A 20,645-nucleotide genomic window follows, 5' to 3' on the forward strand; every position below is an offset into this window, starting at 1 on the left:
CCATCGCCCGCAAACTGCTCGTCATCGCAAACGCCATGCTCAGGGATAAAACCACATTCAGGACACCCTGAGAATAATATCCGCCAATACAGTTGCCAGTCGACGCGCGTCTGCGCGGCGGGAAGAGTCCTTTCAGCCCAAAGACTTGGGCTGGCTGGATTCCTGTGACAAGCACAGGAATGAGGGAGGAAAAACACAGCGACCCCGCCATTCTTGCTTCTTTCCACCACATCCACAGGGCCGTTTTCCAAAAACGGTGGCAATCGCTTTTGCATCGGGTAAAAGTACCCTCGCAAAAGGGAAACTCCGATGAAGATTGCCACCTGGAACATCAATGGCGTCAAGGCGCGTATCGAAAACCTCTGCCAGTGGCTGAAGGATTCATCGCCCGATATCGTCTGTCTTCAGGAAATCAAATCGGTCGACGAAGGTTTTCCCCGGCTGGAGCTGGAGGCGCTCGGCTATCACGTCGAGACCCATGGCCAGAAGGGCTTCAACGGTGTCGCCCTGCTCTCGAAGGTCAAGCCCGACGAGGTCAATCGCGGCCTGCCGGGTGACGATGCCGATGAACAGGCGCGTTTCATCGAGGGCGTGTTTTCAGTCGATGGCGGCGCGATCCGCGTCTGCTCGCTTTACCTGCCGAACGGCAATCCGCCGGACGATCCGGTGAAATATCCCTATAAGCTTGCCTGGATGGAACGGCTGCGGCATTTTGCCGAAGATCGCCTCGCGCTCGAGGAGCCGCTGATCCTTGCGGGCGACTATAACGTCATTCCCGAACCCTTCGATTGCCACGACCCCCGTGTCTGGGAGGGCGACGCCCTGTTCCTGCCGAAAACACGTGCGGCCTTCCGCAGGCTGGAGAATCTGGGTTTCACCGATGCCGCGCGTGCGACGACGGATGAAGCAGGACTTTATTCCTTCTGGGATTATCAGGCCGGGGCATGGCCGAAAAACAATGGCATCCGCATCGATCATCTGATGCTGTCGGCCGAAGCTGCCGACAGGCTGCAATCCGTCAGCATCGAAAAACATGTGCGGGCCTGGGAAAAACCGTCCGACCATGTGCCGGTCTGCGGTTATTTCGATTTCAGTACGGTCGGCTGACCGGCTTCCATCAGACGGAAGAAGCCGCCTCGATCGCCATTCTCAGTCCGGCCCGTTCTCAATCCGGCCAATTCTCAATCCGGATCGTTGAACTGCATGTTCTGCGCCATGGCGATGGCGGCGCGGCGATCGTTCTCACCGGCGAGCGAAAAAGCCTGTTCCTGCAGGTTCTGTATCCAGGTGCAGTCCGCCGCCGTGCACTTGTCGAGCGCCGCCGTCATGAAGGCCAGCCCCTGCGTCGTCTGGCCTTCCTGGAAGATCAGGTTGCCGAAAATCGACATGGCGCCGGCATGGCCGTGCTTGCGGGCTTGGTTGAGCCACTTCTTGGCCTGCTGCACATCGGCGCGGCCGCCCTCGCCGGCGAGAATCATCTCCGCCAGACGGAACTGCGCCTCAGCGACGCCAAAGGTGGAAGCAACCTGGAAATAAAGCTGGCGGGCCTGCGACAGGTCCATCTTCACCGGGCTGCCGGGAATGCCGTGACGGTAATAATCGGCAAGGGAAAGCAGCGCATTGACGAAAAAGCCGGTATCCTCCGAACCCGGCTCCACGCCCTGATTGGCGATTTCGCTGTAGATCTTGAAAGCTTCGAAGTCGTTCTTGGCGACGCCATCGCCATAGGCATACATATTGGCAAGCGCCCAGCGCGAGCCGGTATGGCCCTTTTCAGCCGCGTAGCGATAGGCCTCGACGGCTTCGCCCTTGTTGCCGTTCTTGTAGGCCTTGAAGCCGAACTTGAACAGGTCGAAGGGGCCGGATTCCTTGGTCACGCCCGCATTGATGTCAAAAGCCGCAGCAGGCATTGCGAGCGACGCAAGCAACATGCCCATGAGGAGCGGCTTTAAAACGTTGGCTTCACATTTCAGCATTTCAGCGAACTTCTCTCACTCTTCCCGGCATATAGCCAATACTTGCGGAATACTGCAAAGCCGAACCCCGCCGGGTCGCGATTTTTCGAACACACTGCGTCTTTCCGGCAGCACTTTCCAGCGCACCACCGGTGGTCTTTTGCGGCAATTGCCCTAATTTTCCAGTGAGACAGATATAGGCATAATTTCCGGCAATATAACGGCATTTCACCGTCCACCGGTCAGTGCCAAACAAGAAAGCCGGATGAAATTCCCGTATTACTTGCTTAAACCCTGAATCCAAACCCGTTTTCACTTTCCGGCCTTGCGCACCACCACATCAAACGCCTGCATGTTCTTCCATTCCCGCGTCCCTAAACATAAGCCAAGCACCCTGTTTGTGGCGGGAAATGGACAGATATGCTCACATTCCAACGCGACCACACGCTTGCAGAAAAGTGTTGCCAAATCGTCACAAAACTTTCGGGCTAGAAAATTTTATCGAGCAGGAATCATAGTCGCGCATGAAAAAAGGCCCGGTTGGTAAACCGGACCTTTATTTTAGCATCTACGGAAGGATGATGTCAGAACTTGACCTTCACGCCGGTCGAGATGGCTGCGACGAGATCGTTACCGAAATCGTAGCCCGCCTCGTTGCCGCAGGTGAAGCCTGCACCGCACGGTCCGCCATTGATGGAAGAGCTACCGGAGGTCAGGAGGCCGAGAGCACCGGCAATCTTGAACTCGATGTTCTTGTTCGGGGAGTAGACGATCTGCGTGCCCAGTGTCCAGGTGTCGGTCTGGGTGCCGATGACAGTCGACGTACCGCGATCCCAGGTCAGGCTCACAGCACCGCTCCACTGTTCGTTGAACTTGTGACCGACGCCACCCGAAATCGTCCAGCCGTCGCGATAAAACAGGTCAAGCGTGTTGAGCGTGTCAGCTCCGCTCGGAACGCACGGCGACGTGCCGACCGCGCAGAAAGGAATAACCTGAATCTGGCTCCAGTCCGTCCACTTCACCGAACCGAAAGCAAGCCAGTCCGGCGCGATACCGGATTGCACCTTGAGTTCGATACTGTCAGGCATGGAAACAGAGCCGTAGATCGGCACGAGCTTGCCACCGTATTTCGCAAGAGTCGGAGAAATGGACGGCGGCGTCTGCGGGATCGCCCTGACGTCGGCGAAACCGGTCAGGTCGTGATCGACGGCGCTGTTGTAAACGAGGCTAGCACGGAAGGCGATCTCGGGAATCTCATAGGCCATGCCGGCGCGCCAGCCCCAACCGTCACCTTCCATCTCAAGTTTGCCAACGCCGCTGAAGCTGGACCAAGCCGGATTGAGGCCCAGAACGGCCGGCCCGAGAACCTGACGGTATTTATAACCGCTGAGCTCCTGATAGAAACCACCGCCTATAATCGAGAAATCGCCTTTGCCAAGATCGAACTTCACCCGGCAGGTGGTGGCGTAATTGTGCGACTTGACCTTGGTTTCGATATTGTAGCTCGATCCCTGCCAGATACCGGGATTGAGATGCGCGCCCCAGGGCTGCGAATAGTCGAACATGCAGTCGCCGAAATCACCGATTGCCGCCTTGGCGCCGATCCGGGTCGACCAGAAGTTTTCAGAGTCATCTGCGCTCCTTGACCAGGCCGCAGGCAGCGGGCCGCTCTTCAGCGGATTGTCCCGGGCATTTTCCACCTTGCGCTGCGGCGCGACGAAGGTTGCAGAACTGTCGAGAACATAATCGGACGGATCGAACAGCAGGTCGATATTGTAACCGCCGCGCTCAAGGCCGCCAGCCAGTGAGGGCGTTACCGCCGCGATGCTGACTGCGAAACATACCGCGCCGCGAAAAATTGCAGTTTTTGCCATCTCTCTCCCCAATCAAGGCAATGTGATCATCAAAAGAGTGAAGCGCTTCGCAGCAAATGACAATCTGCCGCACTCTGGCACAGTTCTGCGACACTTCTCCATTTTTTACGTAAGAATTTCATGTCGATCCCCTTGAATAATCATTTTAGGTTATTTTTCTAATCCAATTGAAGCAATCAGACATAAAATGAAACAAATTCCCACTTGAGATGGGAATTGTCGCCAAATAACCACACTTGCAAGTTTCCCGAGGAAACGCGCTTATCAGGCCGTTTTTGTTGGATTTTTTGGCTGTTTCGGAGATTTTTGGCCGGGCATGGCGTGAAATAATCGCTCTTTCGGGTGCCCATGATTCGCCATTGCAGTGCAGCAATCAATCGAGACGAATTGTTACATAGAAACAAAAACGCCCCGTTTCGAACGGGGCGTTTTGTTTTCATAAAAGAGCCGGAGGCAGCTATTACCCCGCTTCGCTGACCCGCGTGAGCGCCGTTCTCAGGCTTGCAAGCTGCACTTCCAGCTCCGCCTTGCGCTCGCGCTCGGCGGCGACCACTTCCGGATCGGCATTGGCCACGAATTTTTCGTTCGACAGCTTCTTGTCGATGCGTTCCATTTCCGCATCCACCTTGCCGATCGCCTTTTCGAGACGGGCTTCCTCGGCCGCCAGATCGATGAGCTTGCCGAGCGGCAGGCAGACCGTGGCCTCACCGACGATGATCTGCGCCGAGCCCTTCGGGGCGACATCGGCGGCGCGGATTTCATCCGCCCGCGCCAGGCGCCGGATGGCGGCGGCGTGGCGGTCGAGCCGCGCTTCGGTGGAGGTATTGGCGCCGACAACCACCAGCGAAGCGGTGGCGCCCGGCGGCACATTCATCTCGGCGCGCGCGGAGCGAATGCCGGAGACGAGATCGATCAGCCAGTTGATTTCGGCCGCCGCGGCATCGTCGCGGAATTCCGGCACCGGCCAGTCGGTCAGGCAAAGCAGATTATCCCGCTCCTCGCCCTCGCCCGCCGTATGCGCCCACAGCTCTTCCGTCATGAAGGGCATGAAGGGATGCAGGAGCTTGTAGATCTCGTCCAGAACATAGGCCGCGCAGGCCTGCGATTCCCTCTTGGCCTTTTCGTCTTCGCCGCTGAAGACGGGCTTCAGCAGTTCCAGATACCAGTCGCAGAACTGGTTCCAGACGAAACGGTAGAGAATGCCGGAGGCGTCGTTGAAACGGAAGTTCTCGAGCGCCGCCGTCACGTCGCGCGCCGTATTGGCAAGCTCGGTCAGGATCCAGCGGTTGATGGTCAGCGACGCGGTTTCGGCCAGGAAATGCGGATCGCGCTTCACGCCGTTCATCTCGGCAAAACGCGTCGCATTCCAGAGCTTGGTGCCGAAGTTGCGATAACCGGCAATACGCGCCGGATCGAGCTTCACGTCACGGCCCTGCGCCGCCATGATGGCGAGCGTGAAACGCAGCGCATCCGCACCATATTCGTCGATCAGTTCCAGCGGATCGATGACGTTGCCCTTGGACTTCGACATCTTCTGGCCGTTCTTGTCGCGAACCAGCGCGTGGATATAGACCGTGCTGAAAGGCTCGACCGGGTTGCCGGCGTCGTCCTTCATGAAATGCAGGCCCATCTGCATCATCCGCACCACCCAGAACGGGATGATGTCGAAACCGGTCACCAGCACGTTGGTCGGATAATAGCGCGCCAGTTCCGGTGTCTGCTCGGGCCAGCCAAGCGTCGAGAACGGCCACAGCGCCGACGAGAACCAGGTGTCGAGCACGTCTTCGTCGCGGGTCAGGATTTCGCCCGGCTTGAAGTTCTCAAGCTTCTCCTCGACCCAGGCCTTCCACGGACCTTCATGGGCGATGTAATGCTGGATGGCCGCCTGAAGCGCCTCTTCTTCGGTCTTCTCGACGAAGACCTGTCCGTCCGGGCCATACCATGCGGGGATCTGGTGACCCCACCACAATTGCCGCGAAATGCACCAGGGCTGGATGTTTTCCATCCACTGGAAGTAGGTGTTTTCCCAGTTCTTCGGCACGAAATTGGTGCGGCCTTCGCGAACCGAGGCAATCGCCGGCTGGGCGAGCGTCTTGTTGTCCACCCACCACTGGTCGGTCAGGCGCGGCTCGATCGGCACGCCGCCACGGTCGCCGTGCGGCACGACATGCTTGTGCGGCTCGATCTTGTCGAGCAGGCCGGCTTCCTCGAAGATTTCGACGATAACCTTGCGGGCGAAGAAGCGATCCTGTCCTTCCAGACGATCCCATGCGCCATGCAGCGCCGCGGGATGGCTGAGACCTTCGAGGAAATCCTCGTTCTCCTTGATGGAGATCGTGCCGTCGATATTCATGATGTTGATGGCGCGCAGGCCGCAGCGCTTGCCGACTTCGAAATCGTTGAAGTCATGCGCAGGCGTGATCTTGACTGCGCCCGTGCCGGCCGTCGGATCGGCATAGTCATCGGCGACGATCGGAATCTTGCGGCCGACGATCGGCAGGATGACATGCTTGCCGATGATGCCCTTGTAACGTTCATCCTTCGGGTTCACCGCAACGCCGGTATCGCCGAGCATGGTTTCGGGCCGCGTCGTGGCGACGACGATATAGTCGCGCGTTTCGAACTCGGTGGGCTTGCCCTCCTCGTCGAAAGCGACCGGGTATTGATAGGTTACACCCTTTTCCAGCGGATAACGGAAGTGCCAAAGGTTGCCCTTCACCTCGATCTGTTCGACCTCCATATCGGAAATCGCAGTCTGCAGCTTCGGGTCCCAGTTGACGAGGCGCTTGTCCTTGTAAATCAGGTTCTGCTTGTAAAGGGTGACGAAGACCTCAAGAACGGCCTCGGAAAGCCCCTCATCCATGGTGAAGCGCTCACGCGACCAGTCGCAGGAGGCGCCGAGACGTTTCAGCTGGTTGAAGATCAGACCGCCGGATTCGGCCTTCCATTCCCAGACCTTCTCCACGAAAGCCTCGCGGCCCATCTCGCGGCGGCCCGGAAGCTGCTGTTCCATCAACTTGCGCTCGACGACCATCTGCGTGGCGATGCCGGCATGGTCCATGCCCGGCTGCCACAGCACGTCCTTGCCGCGCATGCGCTCGAAGCGGACCAGAATATCCTGCAGCGTGTTATTGAGCGCGTGGCCCATATGCAGGGAGCCGGTCACATTCGGCGGCGGGATGACGATGGTGAAGGTTTCCGCGCCCGGCTTGGCGTTGGCGCCGGCACGAAAAGCGTTAGCCTCGTCCCAGGCTTTGGCGATCTTCGGTTCGACGGATGCGGAATCGTAGGTCTTTTCGAGCATTTCCTGACCTGAATTTTAGAGTTCTTGTGTGGATTTTTTTAAATAAGGATGGACGGGAGAGAGTCAACAGAAACCCGCCCACGAGCCAACCATTGAGCGGACCCACGGGTGACTATGACCCCATAACACCTTCATCTTCAACAAAAAAGCCGCCCCGATGCCGGAGCGGCCCCTGTTTCGTCGCATCCGCCGCAATCGCACATGCGGCCGGAGCGGAACTTAGCGGCGCGAACCGCGCGCCACGCGCTCGATTTCCTCGCGCACCAGACGCTCCACGAGTGTCGGCAGATTGTCCTCCAGCCAGTCCTGCAGCATCGGGCGCAGCATTTCGGCGGCCATATCCTCGATCGAGCGCCGCTCGACGCCGTCGAAAACCTCTGCAAGCTCGCTGAACGAACGGGCGATCTGCGCACCGGCAGCGGCGGAAAGAAGATTGAGCGACAGACCGCCCTCAACACCCGCCTCGTCTTTTGCCTGTGGCTCGGCCAGATCGAATGTCGGTTTCTCAACGGCAGGCTCCAGCACCGCTATGTCGAAACGCTCCGCTGTCAGCGGCGTTTCGATGGCACCGCGCAGCGAAAGCTGATCGAAGCGGTTTTCGGCCGAAGGCGCGCTTTCGATGGCGGCAGCGGCAGCGCGATCCTCAGCGGCAAAAGATACCGGCTGCTCGTTCACGCTGGATGCCGGCTGCTCGCTCACGCTCGCGGCGGCCGCAGCCGCCATCAGCGGACGAACATCCGTCGGGCGCTGCGGTGCTGCGCGTTCGGAAGACGGCGCGGACAAAGGCTGCGATACGGTCGGCGCAGCAGCCGACGGCGCGGTCTCGGCTGCGCCACGCTGGGCCTGCGCGGCGAAAGCCTGCGGCCCCATGGCGGCGTTACGGTCTGCGGCGGCACGCACACGGGCAGCAACATCGGCAAGGGACATGGTCTTCTCGGCAGAGCTTTCCTGCCGTTCAGCCATGGGCCCTTCAGAAATCGGCGAGAAATCCTGCGCAGGCCGTGCGCCAAAAGCCTGGTTTGCGGCGGGGGGAACGCGCGCCGGCGGGCTGATGGGCTCCGCCACGAAGGCCGCTTCGCTCGCAGCCTCGTCTTCGTCGTCATAGACCGGCGGCAACTGCCCGGAAAACGCACCGGCAGGTCCGGTCTCGTTGCTTTCGATGATCCGGCGGATAGACGCCAGAATCTCTTCCATGGACGGTTCACGCGCTACGCTTGGCTGAGCCATATCAATCCCCGGTTTCCACTCTTCGAACGCCCTTGCCGCATCCCTCGGACACCGGATGAGCGCTCCTTGACCTGTTCAATTTTCACATCGCGTTTTCGACAACCGAAATCGATCGTCACACCGATGCTCTGAAACATGGCCGGCCAAGCGCTTGAGCATTTCGCCGTCCCTGTCGCAGGATCATGCGGGGCAGAAATACGCACACCCCGAATCACCCTTAGTTTAGGTCAGCATAGCGAGGAACTAAATCACTGATTCGACAAGTTTCGTGATGATGCACAGCTTTGTGAGAACGGCCCGAAAGGATGCGCTCCGCCGGCAAACCGAACATAAAAACGCCGGGGCGGAAACTCCACCCCGGCATCAAAAAAGAAGATAATCGTTTGCCGATCAGAAAACGAATTCGGCCGCCTTGGCAAAACCCGGCAGCGGCTTGACCGAAGCATTGAAGAAAGTGGCGGCCGATGTGCTGTTGCCATCGCGGCGATAGACGGTGGCCTTCGCGGCGCCGCCATATCCGACGACGACAACCAGACGGCCGCCGTCACGCAGCTGGTCGGTCAGTGCCGCCGGCACTTCCTCCACCGAGCCGTTGATGAAAACGAGGTCATAGGGCGCTTCGCCTGCATAGCCCTTTTCGAGATCGCCGGTCACGACGGCGACATTGTCATATCCGAGCGAGGCAAGCGTCTCGGTCGCCTGTGCGGCCAGCGCCTCATCGCTTTCAAGCGAAACCACCGAACCGGCAAGCTGCGAAAGGATGGCGGCCGCATAACCTGCGCCGCCGCCCACTTCCAGCACCACGTCCTCCTTCGACACGGCCGAAAGCTGCAGCAGCTTCGCCAGCGGCGAGGTCTTCATGACATAACGGGCCGGACGGCCATCGCGGGTGGGACAGATCTGCAGGTCCTCGTCCACATAGGCGATCTGCCGCACGCCCGCCGGCACGAATGCCTCGCGCGGCACGCTCAAAAACGCCTTCAGCACGGAATGCGACGTCACGTCGGTCGTGCGCAACTGGCTGTCGACCATATTGGCGCGTGCGGTTTCGAAATCCATCATATCGTATCGCCTCAATTTCACGGATGCCGGTCGGGAAGCCTCGGCTCCAAAAGCTCAAAACGGCAGGGGCTCACCCTCGCCTTTGGATAATCTCATAATTGCCCAAGCGCACGCTTTCAAGCGCGCTAAGCCGGATGTGTGGGAAAAAGCGACAGGATATCACGCCCATGAAGGAGACTTTTTATCGTAACGATCTGTCTTCGTGCGCAGAAACTAAAAAACAAGCGCATTCGAAATTAGGGCCTTGCACCCTAAATGGATTCGTTCTAAATGCCCGCCATCGCTCAAGACGACGAGCGGTTGAGGCCTCGTGGCGGAGTGGTGACGCAGAGGACTGCAAATCCTTGTACCCCGGTTCAATTCCGGGCGAGGCCTCCATATCTTACATCACACCCAATTTCGGTATGAACTGAGCGGCGCCACACAGGCGCTTGAGTTCAACTCGCCTGTCATCATGCGAGCGACGCGGCCCCTTTTCGTATGATCAAATCCGCCCAAGCAGAACCAGGATCAGGACGATGACCAGAACCAGTCCGAGACCGCCTGACGGGCCATAACCATAATTATGGTAGCCCCAGCTTGGCAGTGCGCCGATCAGGAAAAGAATGAGCAGGATGACGAGGATGGTGCCGAGCATGTGTAACCCTCCACTATTGGCATGTGTCCTGCCTGTTTGAATGATGAAACGCGCAAAAAGTTCCCTTTCCTGTATAGCCGGCAGCATAATGGTGGAAAGGCGTCCTCTTCCGTTTCAACGGGTTACACCGAAAATTCGGAAATGCGGCCCTGCCTGCTCCGTCTCGGGAAATAATTCTCTGGCTAATTATATCGCCGCAAAAAGCCCCGAAGGGCTGCGGCGGGCCGGCCTTCACCGGGATCGACCAAAGCAGCGATTTATTCGAGGTAATTTCTCGGCCTATGTCTATCGGCAGTTGTCCGTCATATTAGCGCCAGTCCCCCGTACCCTGAAACTGGCGGGAGACGGAGAGATCTGGTATCACTGGCAGTGCGCCAGATCTCTCCCGCCCCTCCCCACGCTTCTCGAATTCTCCTTTGCAGGCACACGGATATTTTACCGACTGTGTTCTCGTTGCCCTTGCCTTGCCGGTTTCACTCCGGCTAGACCCCGAACCGGGAGGGAGAAACGAGAATCATATGTCCGGTTTTGCGAACCTCATCCCGCTTTTCATCTTCGGCCTCCTCGTCTACTTTTTCTTTCGCTGGGTCGCGCGCGACATTCAGAATCCGAAGAGCAAATAGTCGGGGAAATCGTCTCCGGCCCCCTGCCCGCCGGGAACCGCCGCGCCTCGATATCGTTTTCCCAGACGCACTTCGGAGGACAGGATGAAAACGCTCGTATCGCCGGCCGCTATCGCGCTCACACTGGCGCTTGCCGGATGCACCACGGCCGGACCGGCAGCCTATGTCGGCCCCGCGCCCTATGTCGAACCCATCCCTGGCAGCATCATCTACAGGGGCCAGCCGCGCACCAAACTGACGAAATCGCCGATCGGCAGTACCTTCACCCATGAATTCCGCATCGACGGCAGCACGCGGGCGGTGGAAACCTACCGCATCGCGCCGGACCGCTCGCTGGAACTCATCGACCGCCGCATCATCCGCGAATGGCTGTTCGGGCGCGACGACTGACCGCACCGCAACCGCGCGAAACGGTCCGGGAACGGGATTGCGCATCCTGACCGCTTGGTTTAGAGCCGGGCGCAACAACCACTATGGATAGGCGATGAATACGCGCTGGCAAAAACCCGTCCTGATCGCGTTCGAAACGCCGGGCGACTATACGAGCATCGACACCACGCAGGCGGCCTCCTGGGCGCTGATCGAGGATTGGCCGATTGAAGACGGCGATGCGCTGGACAAGGCGCTGCTGATCTGCGCCGCCGTCGATGCCGGCAGGAAAAAGCCCGAGGATGCGCGCAAGGCCTTCATCGCAGCCGCAATCGAAGCCGGCCTCGATATCAAGGCCTGACGGCGGAGTGACTGCCGGCCGTCGACTAAAAATGCCGCCTGCGGCGTCAGCTTTTCAGAATAAGACGTTGGATGGATCGCAACAGATGGAAGCTTCCGGAAACATGAAAAAAGCCCTGTTCATTTTTCTCCTCTCCTGCCTGGCGATCGGCCTTCTCGGCCACCTCGTGGTGGCCTTCGTCGTCACCGGCTGAAGCGGAAAAATCCTCTCCGCCGGAAGACGGCGCGACTGGACATTAGAATTTCCTGAATTTCATTCTTTCGTTATGGAACCGCGATAAACTCTGACCGTTCTCTTTTCATCCAACAGGAGGAGGATTGGAATGCGTGACGGATTGAACGGTTTTCTCGAAATCTCGATGCTCGGCTTCGTGGTCGCAAGCTGCCTTTTCATGGTCAACCTACCGATCTGACCCACGGCAAAAATTCTTCTTCGACTGTACCGGCGACGTGACGTTCCGGCATTAAAAAATGCGGCCTTGTGGGCCGCATTTTTTTGGACAGATCATCCAATCAGGCGGAAAGCTTGGCGGCCAGTTTGGCGACATGCGCGCCCTGATAACGAGCGGCTTCCAGTTCGATTTCCGAAGGCTGGCGCGAGCCGTCGCCATCGGTGATGGTGGAGGCGCCATAGGGCGAGCCGCCCTTGATTTCATCGACGCCCATCTGGCCCTGGAAAGCATAGGGCAGACCGACGACCGCCATGCCATGGTGCAGGAAGGTGGGAATGAAACCGAGGATGGTCGATTCCTGACCGCCATGCTGGGTGGCGGAAGAGGTGAAGGCCGAACCGACCTTGCCGACCAGCTTGCCGCTGAACCACAGGCCGCCGGTCTGATCCCAGAAATTGCGCATCTGCGAGGCGACCGTGCCGAAACGCGTGCCGGCGCCGACGATAATGGCGTCGTAATCCGCCAGTTCGTCCACCGTCGCCACCGGGGCCGGCTGATCCAGCTTGAAATGGGAAGACTTAGCAACTTCTTCCGGAACGAGTTCGGGAACGCGCTTCACCACGGCTTCCGCGCCGGTGGACTTCACGCCCTCGGCAACGGCATAGGCCATTTTCTCGATATGGCCGTAAGAGGAGTAATAAAGTACCAGAACCTTCGTCATTCTCTTCGTTTCCTTTGCTGGAACTGTTTCCGGCGTACCGGCGACAAGCTTCTTTAAAAACTCAATGATCATCGGCTTTGACCTGTAAAAAGCGTATGACAAAAAGGTAGCGGACGGATCGATCTGCCGCCAGCCGGGGATTGGCATACGCACTGTTCACGATGAGTGAACGCTCGCAGCCATCGTCAACCAATCCCCCTTTTGCGTTTCTTCAAAACCGCTTTGCATTCGCGCTGGCGCGGCGTTAACGTCGGGTGAAACAGATGACGAGTGCAACCATGTCCAATCCCTCCTCCGCCCAATCCGTCGTGACCGCCGCCATGCTTGCCATTGGCGACGAACTGCTTTCGGGCCGCACCAAGGACAAGAATATCGGCCACCTCGCGGATGTCCTCACCATGTCCGGCATCGACCTGAAGGAAGTGCGCATCGTCGCCGACGAGGAGGAAGCGATCGTGGAAGCGCTGAACGCGCTGCGCGGCCGCTATGATTATGTCTTCACGTCAGGCGGCATCGGCCCGACCCATGACGACATCACCGCGGATGCGGTCTCTGCGGCGTTCGGCCTGCCCTGCGAGCACGATGTCGAGGCGCTGCGCCTGCTGGGTGACATGTATCGCGTCCGCGAGATGGAATTCACCGAGGCGCGCAAACGCATGGCGCGCATGCCGAGAGGAGCCGCCCACATCGCCAATCCCGTTTCCGTCGCCCCCGGCTTCGTCATCGGCAATGTTTACGTCATGGCCGGCGTGCCGCAGGTGTTTCAGGCCATGCTGGACAATGTCATGCCGACGCTGCGCACCGGCGCGAAGGTCATGTCGCAGGCGGTGCGGTCGCCCTATGGCGAAGGCGATATCGGCACGCCGCTGACGGCCATCCAGAAAGCCCATCCCGAAACCAGCATCGGCTCCTATCCCAAATATGACGGGCAGCGTTTTTCGACGGAGATCGTCGTGCGCGCCCGCGACGCCGGCGTCCTGAAGGCGGCGGCAGACGCGGTTGCGGCCATGATCGAGACCATCGGCCATGAAAAAAGACTGGCAGCCAGCAAGGGCGATGCAACCGCCTAAGGCAGAAAAGGCTTGAGACCGGGAAGCTTTGACCAAAATCAAGGTGGCGGCCTGTAAAGGCGGCCACTCTCCCCCTGAGCATTTCCAGGAAAAGCGGAACAGCTTTTCCGTCCGGACAATGCGTAAAACAGAGACTTAGATCGTTGTGGCGATTCGAAGAAAGGCCAGAACGATCTGAAAACGACATGTCACCGAGGAGAGAGAAATGGGTTACAAGACGATATTGGCAGTGGTCGACAATGTTTCGAACACGCAAAAGCTCGGCGAATTCGTGGTAAGCCTTGCCGATCAGTTTTCCTCGCATGTGATCGGCCTGCATATGGAAACGCTGGCCGCCGTTCCCCTCGTCGCACCGATGGAAATTCCCGACCCCGCCACCGTGCAGGCGCTGCAGGACGTGGCGCATAAGGAAACCACCGATGTCGGCACTATCTTCGAGCGTACGCTGGCCGCCAACGGCATCTCGCATGAATGGCGCAGCTTCGTCACATCGGTGGGTTACGCCTCCGCATCGGCCATCGACAGCGCCCGTTGCGCCGATCTCATCGTCGCCCGCCAGAGCAACTCCTCCGCACTCTCCGACAGCCGTTCGGATATTGACGGTTTCCTCTATGAAAGCGGCCGCCCCGTTCTCCTCGTGCCGCATGTGCTGACCGTTGCGAAACCGATCAAGCGCGTCCTGATCGCCTGGAACGGCTCGCGCGAGGCGACCCGCGCCACCTTCGACGCCCTGCCCTTCCTCAAGGCAGCCGACAGCGTCGAGATTTTCTCCGTCGATCAGGCCGAGAGCGAAACGCAGTCCTCCGGCCTCGCCGGTGCGGAACTGGCCGCCACGCTCGCCCGCCACGGCGTCAACGTCACCGTGACCTCGCAGGAAAAGATCGCCGGCGTCTCGCCGCAGGCCGCCATCGAAAACCGGCTGTCCGATAACAGCATCGACCTTCTTGTCATGGGCGCTTACGGCCATTCCCGCTGGTGGGAACTGCTGTTCGGCGGTGTCACCCGCACCCTGCTCGATTCCATGACGGCGCTGACGCTGCTGTCGCGTTAAAAATGGATGCGGCGCAAACAGCGCGCCGCAAGCCCCGCCATCTCGGTTAAAATGAGCGTTTGCCCCTTGTTTCTTCTCCCCACCGGGGAGAAGTCCGCGGCAGCGGGATGAGGGGGCAAGGGCAGTGAGTTACGGCAGCGTTGCCCCCTCATCCGACCCTTCGGGCCACCTTCTCCCCGGCGGGGAGAAGAAACAAGCGGCAATCTCCAGCTCTGTCCTTTAAGCGGAAAGCTTGCCTTTTTGCCGGTCTTGCGGCTATTAGCCAAAGCCATCGACAATTTTGACCAGATGGTAGACGACATGTCCCTTCCCGATAAAGCCTTTCCCGTCTCCTGGGACCAGTTCCACCGCGATGCCCGTGCGCTTGCCTGGCGTCTTGCCGGTCTTGACAAAGAGTTCCGCGCGATCGTCTGTATTACCCGCGGCGGCCTCGTGCCGGCGGCGATCATTTCCCGCGAACTGAATATCCGCCTGATCGACACGGTCTGCATCGCCACCCGCCATGATTACGTCAATCAGGGCGAAACGGTTCTGCTGAAGGGTGTCGCCCCGGAACTTTCGGCGGATGGCGGCGAAGGCGTGCTGGTGCTGGACGACCTGACCGATACCGGCAAGACGGCGCTCGAAGTGCGCGAAATGCTGCCCAAGGCGCATTTCGCCTGTGTTTACGCCAAGCCGAAGGGCGTGCCGACCATCGACACCTTCGTCACCGAAGTGAGCCAGGACACCTGGATTTATTTCCCCTGGGACATGGGCTTCACCTATCAGGAGCCGATTGCCAAGGGATCGCGCGGCTGACCAGCCCCGCAGAGAAAAATCACGCTTTGAAACCGCCCCATCGGGGCGGTTTTTTTGTCGGGAAACGCCTTTATGGCGACAGCTAAAAAACACGGAAAAACCGCAGTGTCGCCTTTATGCCGCACCCCGAAAATGCGGGGTTTTGTCTTTCCGTTGCGGAAACCAGCCTCGCGCAAGCTTCAAACTTTCCCGCCAAGTCACTGATTTTTCTAAGAGCTTTTCCTATCCCCGTTTTCCACAGGCACTCCACACAATATCTTGTGGTTAAAAATGGGTTTCAATCTATGGCTTGACGAATCTGTGCCGCGAGAGGAAAGTGACAATTATGTTGCGGCGGCAACGGACCGGAAAGTAACGAGGCCGGTTCCTCTCCATCTTCAGCGCGCATGTCCAAAGCGGCGTCCCGGCCATGAGGGGGCGGTTCGCCGCAGGCTTTTGCGCGCCTTTCGGAACCGCCAAAAACATGACGCGGGGACTGGCGGCAGGAAGCTGTTGATACTATATTTAGTATTCCATGACATGCTTGCAGCCGAATAAGCCACGAGATACAGGGATGACATCCAAGGATGAACATCCCTTTCAGATCGGCAACAACCGGCTGCGCGAAGGCATCGCACGGCTGGACCGGATTTTTGCGCCCTTCACCGGGCGCCCAATGGACGAGGACAGAAACCATGCGCATTGAACGCCGCTTCACGAAGCCCGGCCAATCGCCTTATGCGGAGATCGACTTCCGCAAGGCCGTCAGTGAAATCAAGAACCCGGATGGATCGATCGTGTTCCGTCTGGCGGATATCGACGTTCCCGCGCAGTTCAGCCAGGTTGCCACCGACGTTCTGGCGCAGAAATATTTCCGCAAGGCCGGCGTGCCGAAGTTCCTTAAGAAGGTTGAGGAAAACGACGTTCCTTCCTTCCTGTGGCGCTCGGTGCCCGATGAAAAGGCGCTGAAGGATGTGCCCGAAGCCGAGCGTTTCGGCTCCGAAACCGATGCGCGTCAGGTTTTCGACCGTCTGGCCGGCACCTGGGCCTATTGGGGCTGGAAGGGCAAATATTTCTCGTCCGAAGAAGATGCGCTGGCCTTCCGCGATGAGCTTGCCTATATGCTCGCCACCCAGCGCGTTGCGCCGAATTCCCCGCAATGGTTCAACACCGGCCTGCACTGGGCCTATGGCATCGATGGCCCCGGCCAGGGCCACTTCTATGTCGATCCCTTCACGGCTAAGCTGACCAAGTCCAAGTCCGCTTACGAACATCCGCAGCCGCATGCCTGCTTCATCCAGTCCGTTGAGGACGACCTCGTCAATGAAGGCGGCATCATGGATTTGTGGGTGCGTGAAGCGCGCCTGTTCAAATACGGTTCGGGCACCGGCTCCAACTTCTCCTATCTGCGTGGCGAAGGCGAAAAGCTTTCCGGCGGCGGCCGCTCCTCCGGCCTGATGAGCTTCCTCAAGATCGGCGACCGCGCAGCCGGCGCCATCAAGTCCGGCGGCACGACCCGTCGTGCGGCGAAGATGGTCGTTGTCGATGCCGACCATCCGGATATCGAAGCCTATATCGACTGGAAGGTGAACGAGGAGCAGAAGGTTGCCGCTCTCGTGACCGGCTCCAAGATCGTCGCCAAGCACCTGAAGGCGATCATGAAGGCCTGCGTCAACTGCGAGGCCGACAATGGAGACTGCTTCGACCCGGCCAAAAACCCTGCCCTGAAGCGCGAAATTCGCGCCGCCAAGAAGGACATGGTGCCGGAAAACTACGTCAAGCGCGTCATCCAGTTCGCCGAGCAGGGTTACAAGGACATCCAGTTCAAGACCTATGACACGGATTGGGATTCGGAAGCCTATCTGACGGTATCCGGCCAGAACTCCAACAACTCCGTTTCGCTGAAGGACGACTTCCTGCGCGCTGTCGAAAATGACGGCGACTGGAACCTCACCGCCCGCAAGGACGGCAAGGTCATGAAGACGCTGAAGGCCCGCGACCTCTGGGAAAAGATTTCCCACGCCGCCTGGGCATCGGCCGATCCGGGCCTGCACTTCAACACCACCATGAACGACTGGCACACTTCGCCGGCCGCCGGCCCCATCCGCGCCTCCAACCCGTGCTCGGAATATATGTTCCTCGATGACACGGCCTGCAACCTCGCCTCGCTGAACCTTTTGCAGTTCAAGGATCAGGCAACGAAGCGCATCGATATCGCCGATTACGAACATGCCGTTCGCCTGTGGACGGTCGTGCTCGAAGTGTCGGTCATGATGGCGCAGTTCCCGTCGCGCCAGATCGCCGAACTCTCCTATGAATACCGCACGCTCGGCCTCGGTTACGCCAATATCGGCGGCCTCCTGATGTCCTCGGGCATTCCCTATGACAGCGCCGAAGGCCGCGCCATTGCCGGTGCGCTCACCGCCATCATGACCGGTGTGTCCTACGCCACCTCGGCCGAAATGGCCGGCGAGCTTGGCCCCTTCCCGGGCTTTGCGCCGAACCGCGACAACATGCTGCGCGTCATCCGCAACCACCGCCGCGCCGCTCACGGCCAGTCGCAAGGTTATGAAGGCCTGTCGGTCAACCCGGTCGCGCTCATCCATGGCGATTGCCCGGATCAGGACCTGATCGCCCATGCCGTCGCCGCCTGGGACAAAGCGCTGGCGCTCGGTGAACAGCACGGCTACCGCAATGCCCAGACGACGGTTATCGCGCCCACCGGCACGATCGGCCTCGTGATGGATTGCGACACGACCGGCATCGAGCCCGACTTCGCGCTGGTGAAGTTCAAGAAGCTCGCCGGCGGCGGTTACTTCAAGATCATCAACCGCGCCGTTCCGGATGCGCTGCGTTCGCTTGGGTATTCCGAAAGCCAGATCGCCGAGATCGAAGCCTATGCCGTCGGCCACGGCAATCTCAACCAGGCGCCCGGCATCAACCCGTCCACGCTGAAGGCCAAGGGCTTCACCGATGAGAAGATCGAAGCCGTCAACGGCGCGCTGAAGAGCGCCTTCGACATCAAGTTCGTCTTCAACCAGTGGACGCTCGGCGCCGACTTCCTCAAGGAAACGCTGAAGGTTTCCGACGAGCAGCTCTCCGACATGAGCTTCAACCTGCTCGAGCACCTCGGCTTCGGCAAGAAGGACATCGAAGCGGCAAACGTTCACGTCTGCGGCGCGATGACGCTGGAAGGCGCACCGTTCCTGAAGGCCGAACATCTGCCGGTCTTCGATTGCGCCAACCCCTGCGGCAAGATCGGCAAGCGTTATCTCTCGGTCGAATCGCATATCCGCATGATGGCGGCGGCACAGCCCTTCATCTCCGGTGCGATCTCCAAGACGATCAACATGCCGAACGATGCCACCGTCGAGGATTGCGGCAGCGCCTACATGCTCTCCTGGAAGCTGGCGCTGAAGGCAAACGCCCTTTACCGCGATGGTTCCAAGCTTTCCCAGCCGCTTAACGCGTCGCTGGTGGAAGATGAGGACGAAGAAGACCTGATCGAAGAGCTGATCCAGCAGCCGGCTGCACAGCAGGCCGTGACGATCACCGAAAAGATCGTCGAACGCGTCATCGAGCGCGTCTCGCGCGAGCGTGAAAAGCTACCGAACCGCCGTCAGGGTTACACCCAGAAGGCAACTGTCGGCGGTCACAAGGTCTATCTGCGCACCGGCGAATTCGGCGATGGCCGCATCGGCGAAATCTTCATCGACATGCACAAGGAAGGTGCGGCCTTCCGTGCGATGATGAACAACTTCGCCATCGCGATTTCGCTCGGCCTGCAATATGGCGTGCCGCTGGAAGAATATGTGGAGGCCTTCACCTTCACCAAGTTCGAACCGGCCGGCATGGTGCAGGGCAACGACGCGATCAAGAACGCCACGTCGATCCTCGACTACGTGTTCCGCGAACTCGCCGTCTCCTATCTCGGCCGCCACGATCTCGCCCATGTCGATACGTCGGATTTCTCCAACACGGCGCTCGGAAAGGGTATCCAGGAAGGCAAGACCAACCTCGTTTCCACCGGCTGGACCCGCGGTTACAAGCCGACTCTGGTTTCCAGCAATGGCGGCGAACGTTCGTCTTCCGAGCCCAAAGGCTCGGCAACGGCAGCCCCCGCCCGCGCCTCAGCTAACGTCACCTCCTTCGCCGGCTCCGCCGCCCGCAAGCTGGAACCGACCGTCTCCGTCGCGACCTCAGAAATCGTCTCCTTCAAGCGGGACTATGAGGAGCGCGCCAGGGAACTGGCCGAAGAAATCGCCGAGGAAGTCATCGACGACGTCGCCCAGGAATCCCAGCAGACGGCAACCGCCCTCTTCTCCGACAAGGCCGCCGCCGACGCTGCATCGGCCAAGACGGAAGCCAAGAAGGTGGAAAACGAACGCCGCATGCGCTCGATTGCACAGGGCTACACGGGCAATATGTGCTCGGAATGCCAGAACTTCACGATGGTGCGGAACGGCACTTGCGAGAAGTGCGATACTTGCGGTGCGACGAGTGGGTGCAGCTGAGAAAATACAGGGATAAGTGGCGCAACCACTTTCCACTAGCTTAAGTTAAGCAGAATATATCCCCGCTATGATTTAGTTCATCGCGGGGATTTTTATTGAGGAGGTCTGGACTTTGTCACTTACAAATACATACCTAGTCGGCTCGGGACGAGTGAGAGAGTTTTTTGAAAAAATTAAAAGCGGCCAAGCGCCAGAACAATTCACCACGCAGCTTCTTAAAGATTGGGGCTTTGGCTCATCGAATGACAGAGCGTTTATTCCGTTATTGAAAGCACTCGGATTTCTTTCACCAGATGGAAAACCCACTTCAAGATACCACACCTATCGTGATCATTCTCGATCAGAAAAAGTGATGGCGGAAGCTCTTCGGGAGGCATACTCAGACATATTTCTTATAAAAGAAATTCCGTCAAACTCAGATAAATCATCGATACTTGGAAAATTTAAAAGCTATCACAATACAAATGATAATGTTGCTGGCTTGATGACAAAAACATTTTTGGCGCTGTGCGAGTTAGCAGACTTCAAAGGTGGAAATATTGCCAAAAATGAAGTGTCATCCGAGCTGTCGACAAATGTTTTGGATCGAATGGTAGCTCCCACAGGGCACGTGACCTTGCCCCCAAGTTTTATCCAGTTTTGAGTTCGCTCCAGCGGTTTTGGGTTGCTGTATTCGGGGCGGTAGCGGCGGGGTGCGGTGCGGAGCCAT

The 20,645-nt window shown here is 58.8% G+C and carries 18 protein-coding genes and 1 tRNA gene; 10 read left to right on the plus strand and 9 right to left on the minus strand.

The annotated features are described in order from the left end of the window. Nucleotides 1-323 (minus strand): hypothetical protein (locus tag ACQZ5N_RS25730; protein WP_448734503.1); only part of this gene is annotated, 323 nt, incomplete at its 3' end. On the opposite strand from ACQZ5N_RS25730, the gene xth reads away from it, so the two are divergent. After that, on the plus strand, nt 310-1,107 hold the full coding sequence (gene xth / locus ACQZ5N_RS25735; RefSeq protein WP_448734504.1) for an exodeoxyribonuclease III: 798 nt from the start codon (nt 310-312) through the stop codon (nt 1,105-1,107). The genes ACQZ5N_RS25730 and xth overlap by 14 nt on opposite strands. Before the next feature lie 74 nt (nt 1,108-1,181). Here the strand turns inward: xth and exoR are convergent, their stop codons facing one another. From exoR to ACQZ5N_RS25760, 5 genes are all read right to left on the minus strand, one after another. Continuing rightward, nucleotides 1,182-1,976 (minus strand): exopolysaccharide production regulator ExoR, encoded by a 795-nt coding sequence (gene exoR, locus ACQZ5N_RS25740; RefSeq protein WP_003509731.1) that lies wholly within the window; start codon nt 1,974-1,976, stop codon nt 1,182-1,184. A 563-nt stretch (nt 1,977-2,539) separates the two neighbouring features. Continuing rightward, a complete protein-coding gene (locus tag ACQZ5N_RS25745) occupies nt 2,540-3,829 on the minus strand; it encodes an outer membrane protein transport protein (protein ID WP_065656003.1) in 1,290 nt (429 codons plus the stop codon). 460 nt (nt 3,830-4,289) lie between these two features. Continuing rightward, nucleotides 4,290-7,133: a valine--tRNA ligase gene (locus ACQZ5N_RS25750; RefSeq protein ID WP_003522715.1), complete on the minus strand. Its 2,844-nt coding sequence runs from the start codon at nt 7,131-7,133 to the stop codon at nt 4,290-4,292. Nucleotides 7,134-7,352: 219 nt separating this feature from the next. Beyond that, nucleotides 7,353-8,360, minus strand: coding sequence for a cell division protein PopZ (popZ, locus tag ACQZ5N_RS25755; RefSeq protein WP_448734505.1), 1,008 nt, complete (start codon nt 8,358-8,360; stop codon nt 7,353-7,355). Between the two features lie 390 nt (nt 8,361-8,750). Next, nucleotides 8,751-9,422, minus strand: coding sequence for a protein-L-isoaspartate O-methyltransferase family protein (locus tag ACQZ5N_RS25760; RefSeq protein WP_448734506.1), 672 nt, complete (start codon nt 9,420-9,422; stop codon nt 8,751-8,753). A 304-nt stretch (nt 9,423-9,726) separates the two neighbouring features. On the opposite strand from ACQZ5N_RS25760, the gene ACQZ5N_RS25765 reads away from it, so the two are divergent. Further along, a tRNA-Cys gene (locus ACQZ5N_RS25765) sits at nt 9,727-9,800 on the plus strand. Nucleotides 9,801-9,906: 106 nt separating this feature from the next. Here the strand turns inward: ACQZ5N_RS25765 and ACQZ5N_RS25770 are convergent. Then, on the minus strand, nt 9,907-10,059 hold the full coding sequence (locus tag ACQZ5N_RS25770) for a DUF3309 family protein (RefSeq protein WP_003495626.1): 153 nt from the start codon (nt 10,057-10,059) through the stop codon (nt 9,907-9,909). A gap of 707 nt (nt 10,060-10,766) precedes the next feature. Here ACQZ5N_RS25770 and ACQZ5N_RS25775 point away from each other — a divergent pair. Both ACQZ5N_RS25775 and ACQZ5N_RS25780 read left to right on the plus strand, forming a co-directional pair. Continuing rightward, nucleotides 10,767-11,072 (plus strand): hypothetical protein, encoded by a 306-nt coding sequence (locus tag ACQZ5N_RS25775; protein ID WP_142779319.1) that lies wholly within the window; start codon nt 10,767-10,769, stop codon nt 11,070-11,072. Nucleotides 11,073-11,166: 94 nt separating this feature from the next. After that, nucleotides 11,167-11,412: a DUF982 domain-containing protein gene (locus ACQZ5N_RS25780; RefSeq protein ID WP_003523370.1), complete on the plus strand. Its 246-nt coding sequence runs from the start codon at nt 11,167-11,169 to the stop codon at nt 11,410-11,412. 512 nt (nt 11,413-11,924) lie between these two features. Here the strand turns inward: ACQZ5N_RS25780 and wrbA are convergent. Further along, nucleotides 11,925-12,524, minus strand: a complete 600-nt coding sequence (gene wrbA, locus ACQZ5N_RS25785) for an NAD(P)H:quinone oxidoreductase type IV (protein ID WP_003509751.1) — start codon at nt 12,522-12,524, stop codon at nt 11,925-11,927. 278 nt (nt 12,525-12,802) lie between these two features. On the opposite strand from wrbA, the gene ACQZ5N_RS25790 reads away from it, so the two are divergent. After that, entirely contained in the window at nt 12,803-13,594 is a 792-nt protein-coding gene (locus tag ACQZ5N_RS25790; RefSeq protein ID WP_448734510.1) for a competence/damage-inducible protein A, read from the plus strand. A gap of 205 nt (nt 13,595-13,799) precedes the next feature. After that, on the plus strand, nt 13,800-14,645 hold the full coding sequence (locus ACQZ5N_RS25795) for a universal stress protein (protein WP_142779320.1): 846 nt from the start codon (nt 13,800-13,802) through the stop codon (nt 14,643-14,645). Here the strand turns inward: ACQZ5N_RS25795 and ACQZ5N_RS25800 are convergent. Continuing rightward, a complete protein-coding gene (locus ACQZ5N_RS25800) occupies nt 14,642-14,947 on the minus strand; it encodes a hypothetical protein (RefSeq protein WP_448734507.1) in 306 nt (101 codons plus the stop codon). The two genes, ACQZ5N_RS25795 and ACQZ5N_RS25800, sit on opposite strands and share 4 nt — an antisense overlap. Between ACQZ5N_RS25800 and gpt the strand changes: the two genes are divergently transcribed. From gpt to ACQZ5N_RS25820, 4 genes are all read left to right on the plus strand, one after another. Further along, nucleotides 14,946-15,443: a xanthine phosphoribosyltransferase gene (gene gpt / locus ACQZ5N_RS25805; RefSeq protein ID WP_035263984.1), complete on the plus strand. Its 498-nt coding sequence runs from the start codon at nt 14,946-14,948 to the stop codon at nt 15,441-15,443. The genes ACQZ5N_RS25800 and gpt overlap by 2 nt on opposite strands. 553 nt (nt 15,444-15,996) lie before the next feature. Further along, nucleotides 15,997-16,128, plus strand: coding sequence for a hypothetical protein (locus tag ACQZ5N_RS25810; RefSeq protein ID WP_256364474.1), 132 nt, complete (start codon nt 15,997-15,999; stop codon nt 16,126-16,128). Beyond that, complete coding sequence (locus tag ACQZ5N_RS25815) at nt 16,118-19,936, plus strand: vitamin B12-dependent ribonucleotide reductase (RefSeq protein ID WP_448734508.1); 3,819 nt, start codon at nt 16,118-16,120, stop codon at nt 19,934-19,936. Before ACQZ5N_RS25810 ends, ACQZ5N_RS25815 begins: the two co-directional genes overlap by 11 nt. Nucleotides 19,937-20,048: 112 nt before the next feature. Further along, the gene (locus tag ACQZ5N_RS25820; protein WP_448734509.1) at nt 20,049-20,579 is read left to right on the plus strand and encodes a DUF5343 domain-containing protein; all 531 of its coding nucleotides are present in this window, start codon (nt 20,049-20,051) and stop codon (nt 20,577-20,579) included. The last annotated feature ends 66 nt before the right edge of the window (nt 20,580-20,645 follow it).

The organism is Agrobacterium sp. 22-221-1 (assembly GCF_053522445.1).

Coding starts and splice junctions, on each gene's coding strand:
- xth (WP_448734504.1), top strand. CDS start 310: ATGAAGATTGCCACCTGGAACATCAATGGCGTCAAGGCGCGTATCGAA.
- exoR (WP_003509731.1), bottom strand. CDS start 1,976: ATGCTGAAATGTGAAGCCAACGTTTTAAAGCCGCTCCTCATGGGCATG.
- ACQZ5N_RS25745 (WP_065656003.1), bottom strand. CDS start 3,829: ATGGCAAAAACTGCAATTTTTCGCGGCGCGGTATGTTTCGCAGTCAGC.
- ACQZ5N_RS25750 (WP_003522715.1), bottom strand. CDS start 7,133: ATGCTCGAAAAGACCTACGATTCCGCATCCGTCGAACCGAAGATCGCC.
- popZ (WP_448734505.1), bottom strand. CDS start 8,360: ATGGCTCAGCCAAGCGTAGCGCGTGAACCGTCCATGGAAGAGATTCTG.
- ACQZ5N_RS25760 (WP_448734506.1), bottom strand. CDS start 9,422: ATGATGGATTTCGAAACCGCACGCGCCAATATGGTCGACAGCCAGTTG.
- ACQZ5N_RS25770 (WP_003495626.1), bottom strand. CDS start 10,059: ATGCTCGGCACCATCCTCGTCATCCTGCTCATTCTTTTCCTGATCGGC.
- ACQZ5N_RS25775 (WP_142779319.1), top strand. CDS start 10,767: ATGAAAACGCTCGTATCGCCGGCCGCTATCGCGCTCACACTGGCGCTT.
- ACQZ5N_RS25780 (WP_003523370.1), top strand. CDS start 11,167: ATGAATACGCGCTGGCAAAAACCCGTCCTGATCGCGTTCGAAACGCCG.
- wrbA (WP_003509751.1), bottom strand. CDS start 12,524: ATGACGAAGGTTCTGGTACTTTATTACTCCTCTTACGGCCATATCGAG.
- ACQZ5N_RS25790 (WP_448734510.1), top strand. CDS start 12,803: ATGTCCAATCCCTCCTCCGCCCAATCCGTCGTGACCGCCGCCATGCTT.
- ACQZ5N_RS25795 (WP_142779320.1), top strand. CDS start 13,800: ATGGGTTACAAGACGATATTGGCAGTGGTCGACAATGTTTCGAACACG.
- gpt (WP_035263984.1), top strand. CDS start 14,946: ATGTCCCTTCCCGATAAAGCCTTTCCCGTCTCCTGGGACCAGTTCCAC.
- ACQZ5N_RS25800 (WP_448734507.1), bottom strand. CDS start 14,947: ATGTCGTCTACCATCTGGTCAAAATTGTCGATGGCTTTGGCTAATAGC.
- ACQZ5N_RS25810 (WP_256364474.1), top strand. CDS start 15,997: ATGACATCCAAGGATGAACATCCCTTTCAGATCGGCAACAACCGGCTG.
- ACQZ5N_RS25815 (WP_448734508.1), top strand. CDS start 16,118: ATGCGCATTGAACGCCGCTTCACGAAGCCCGGCCAATCGCCTTATGCG.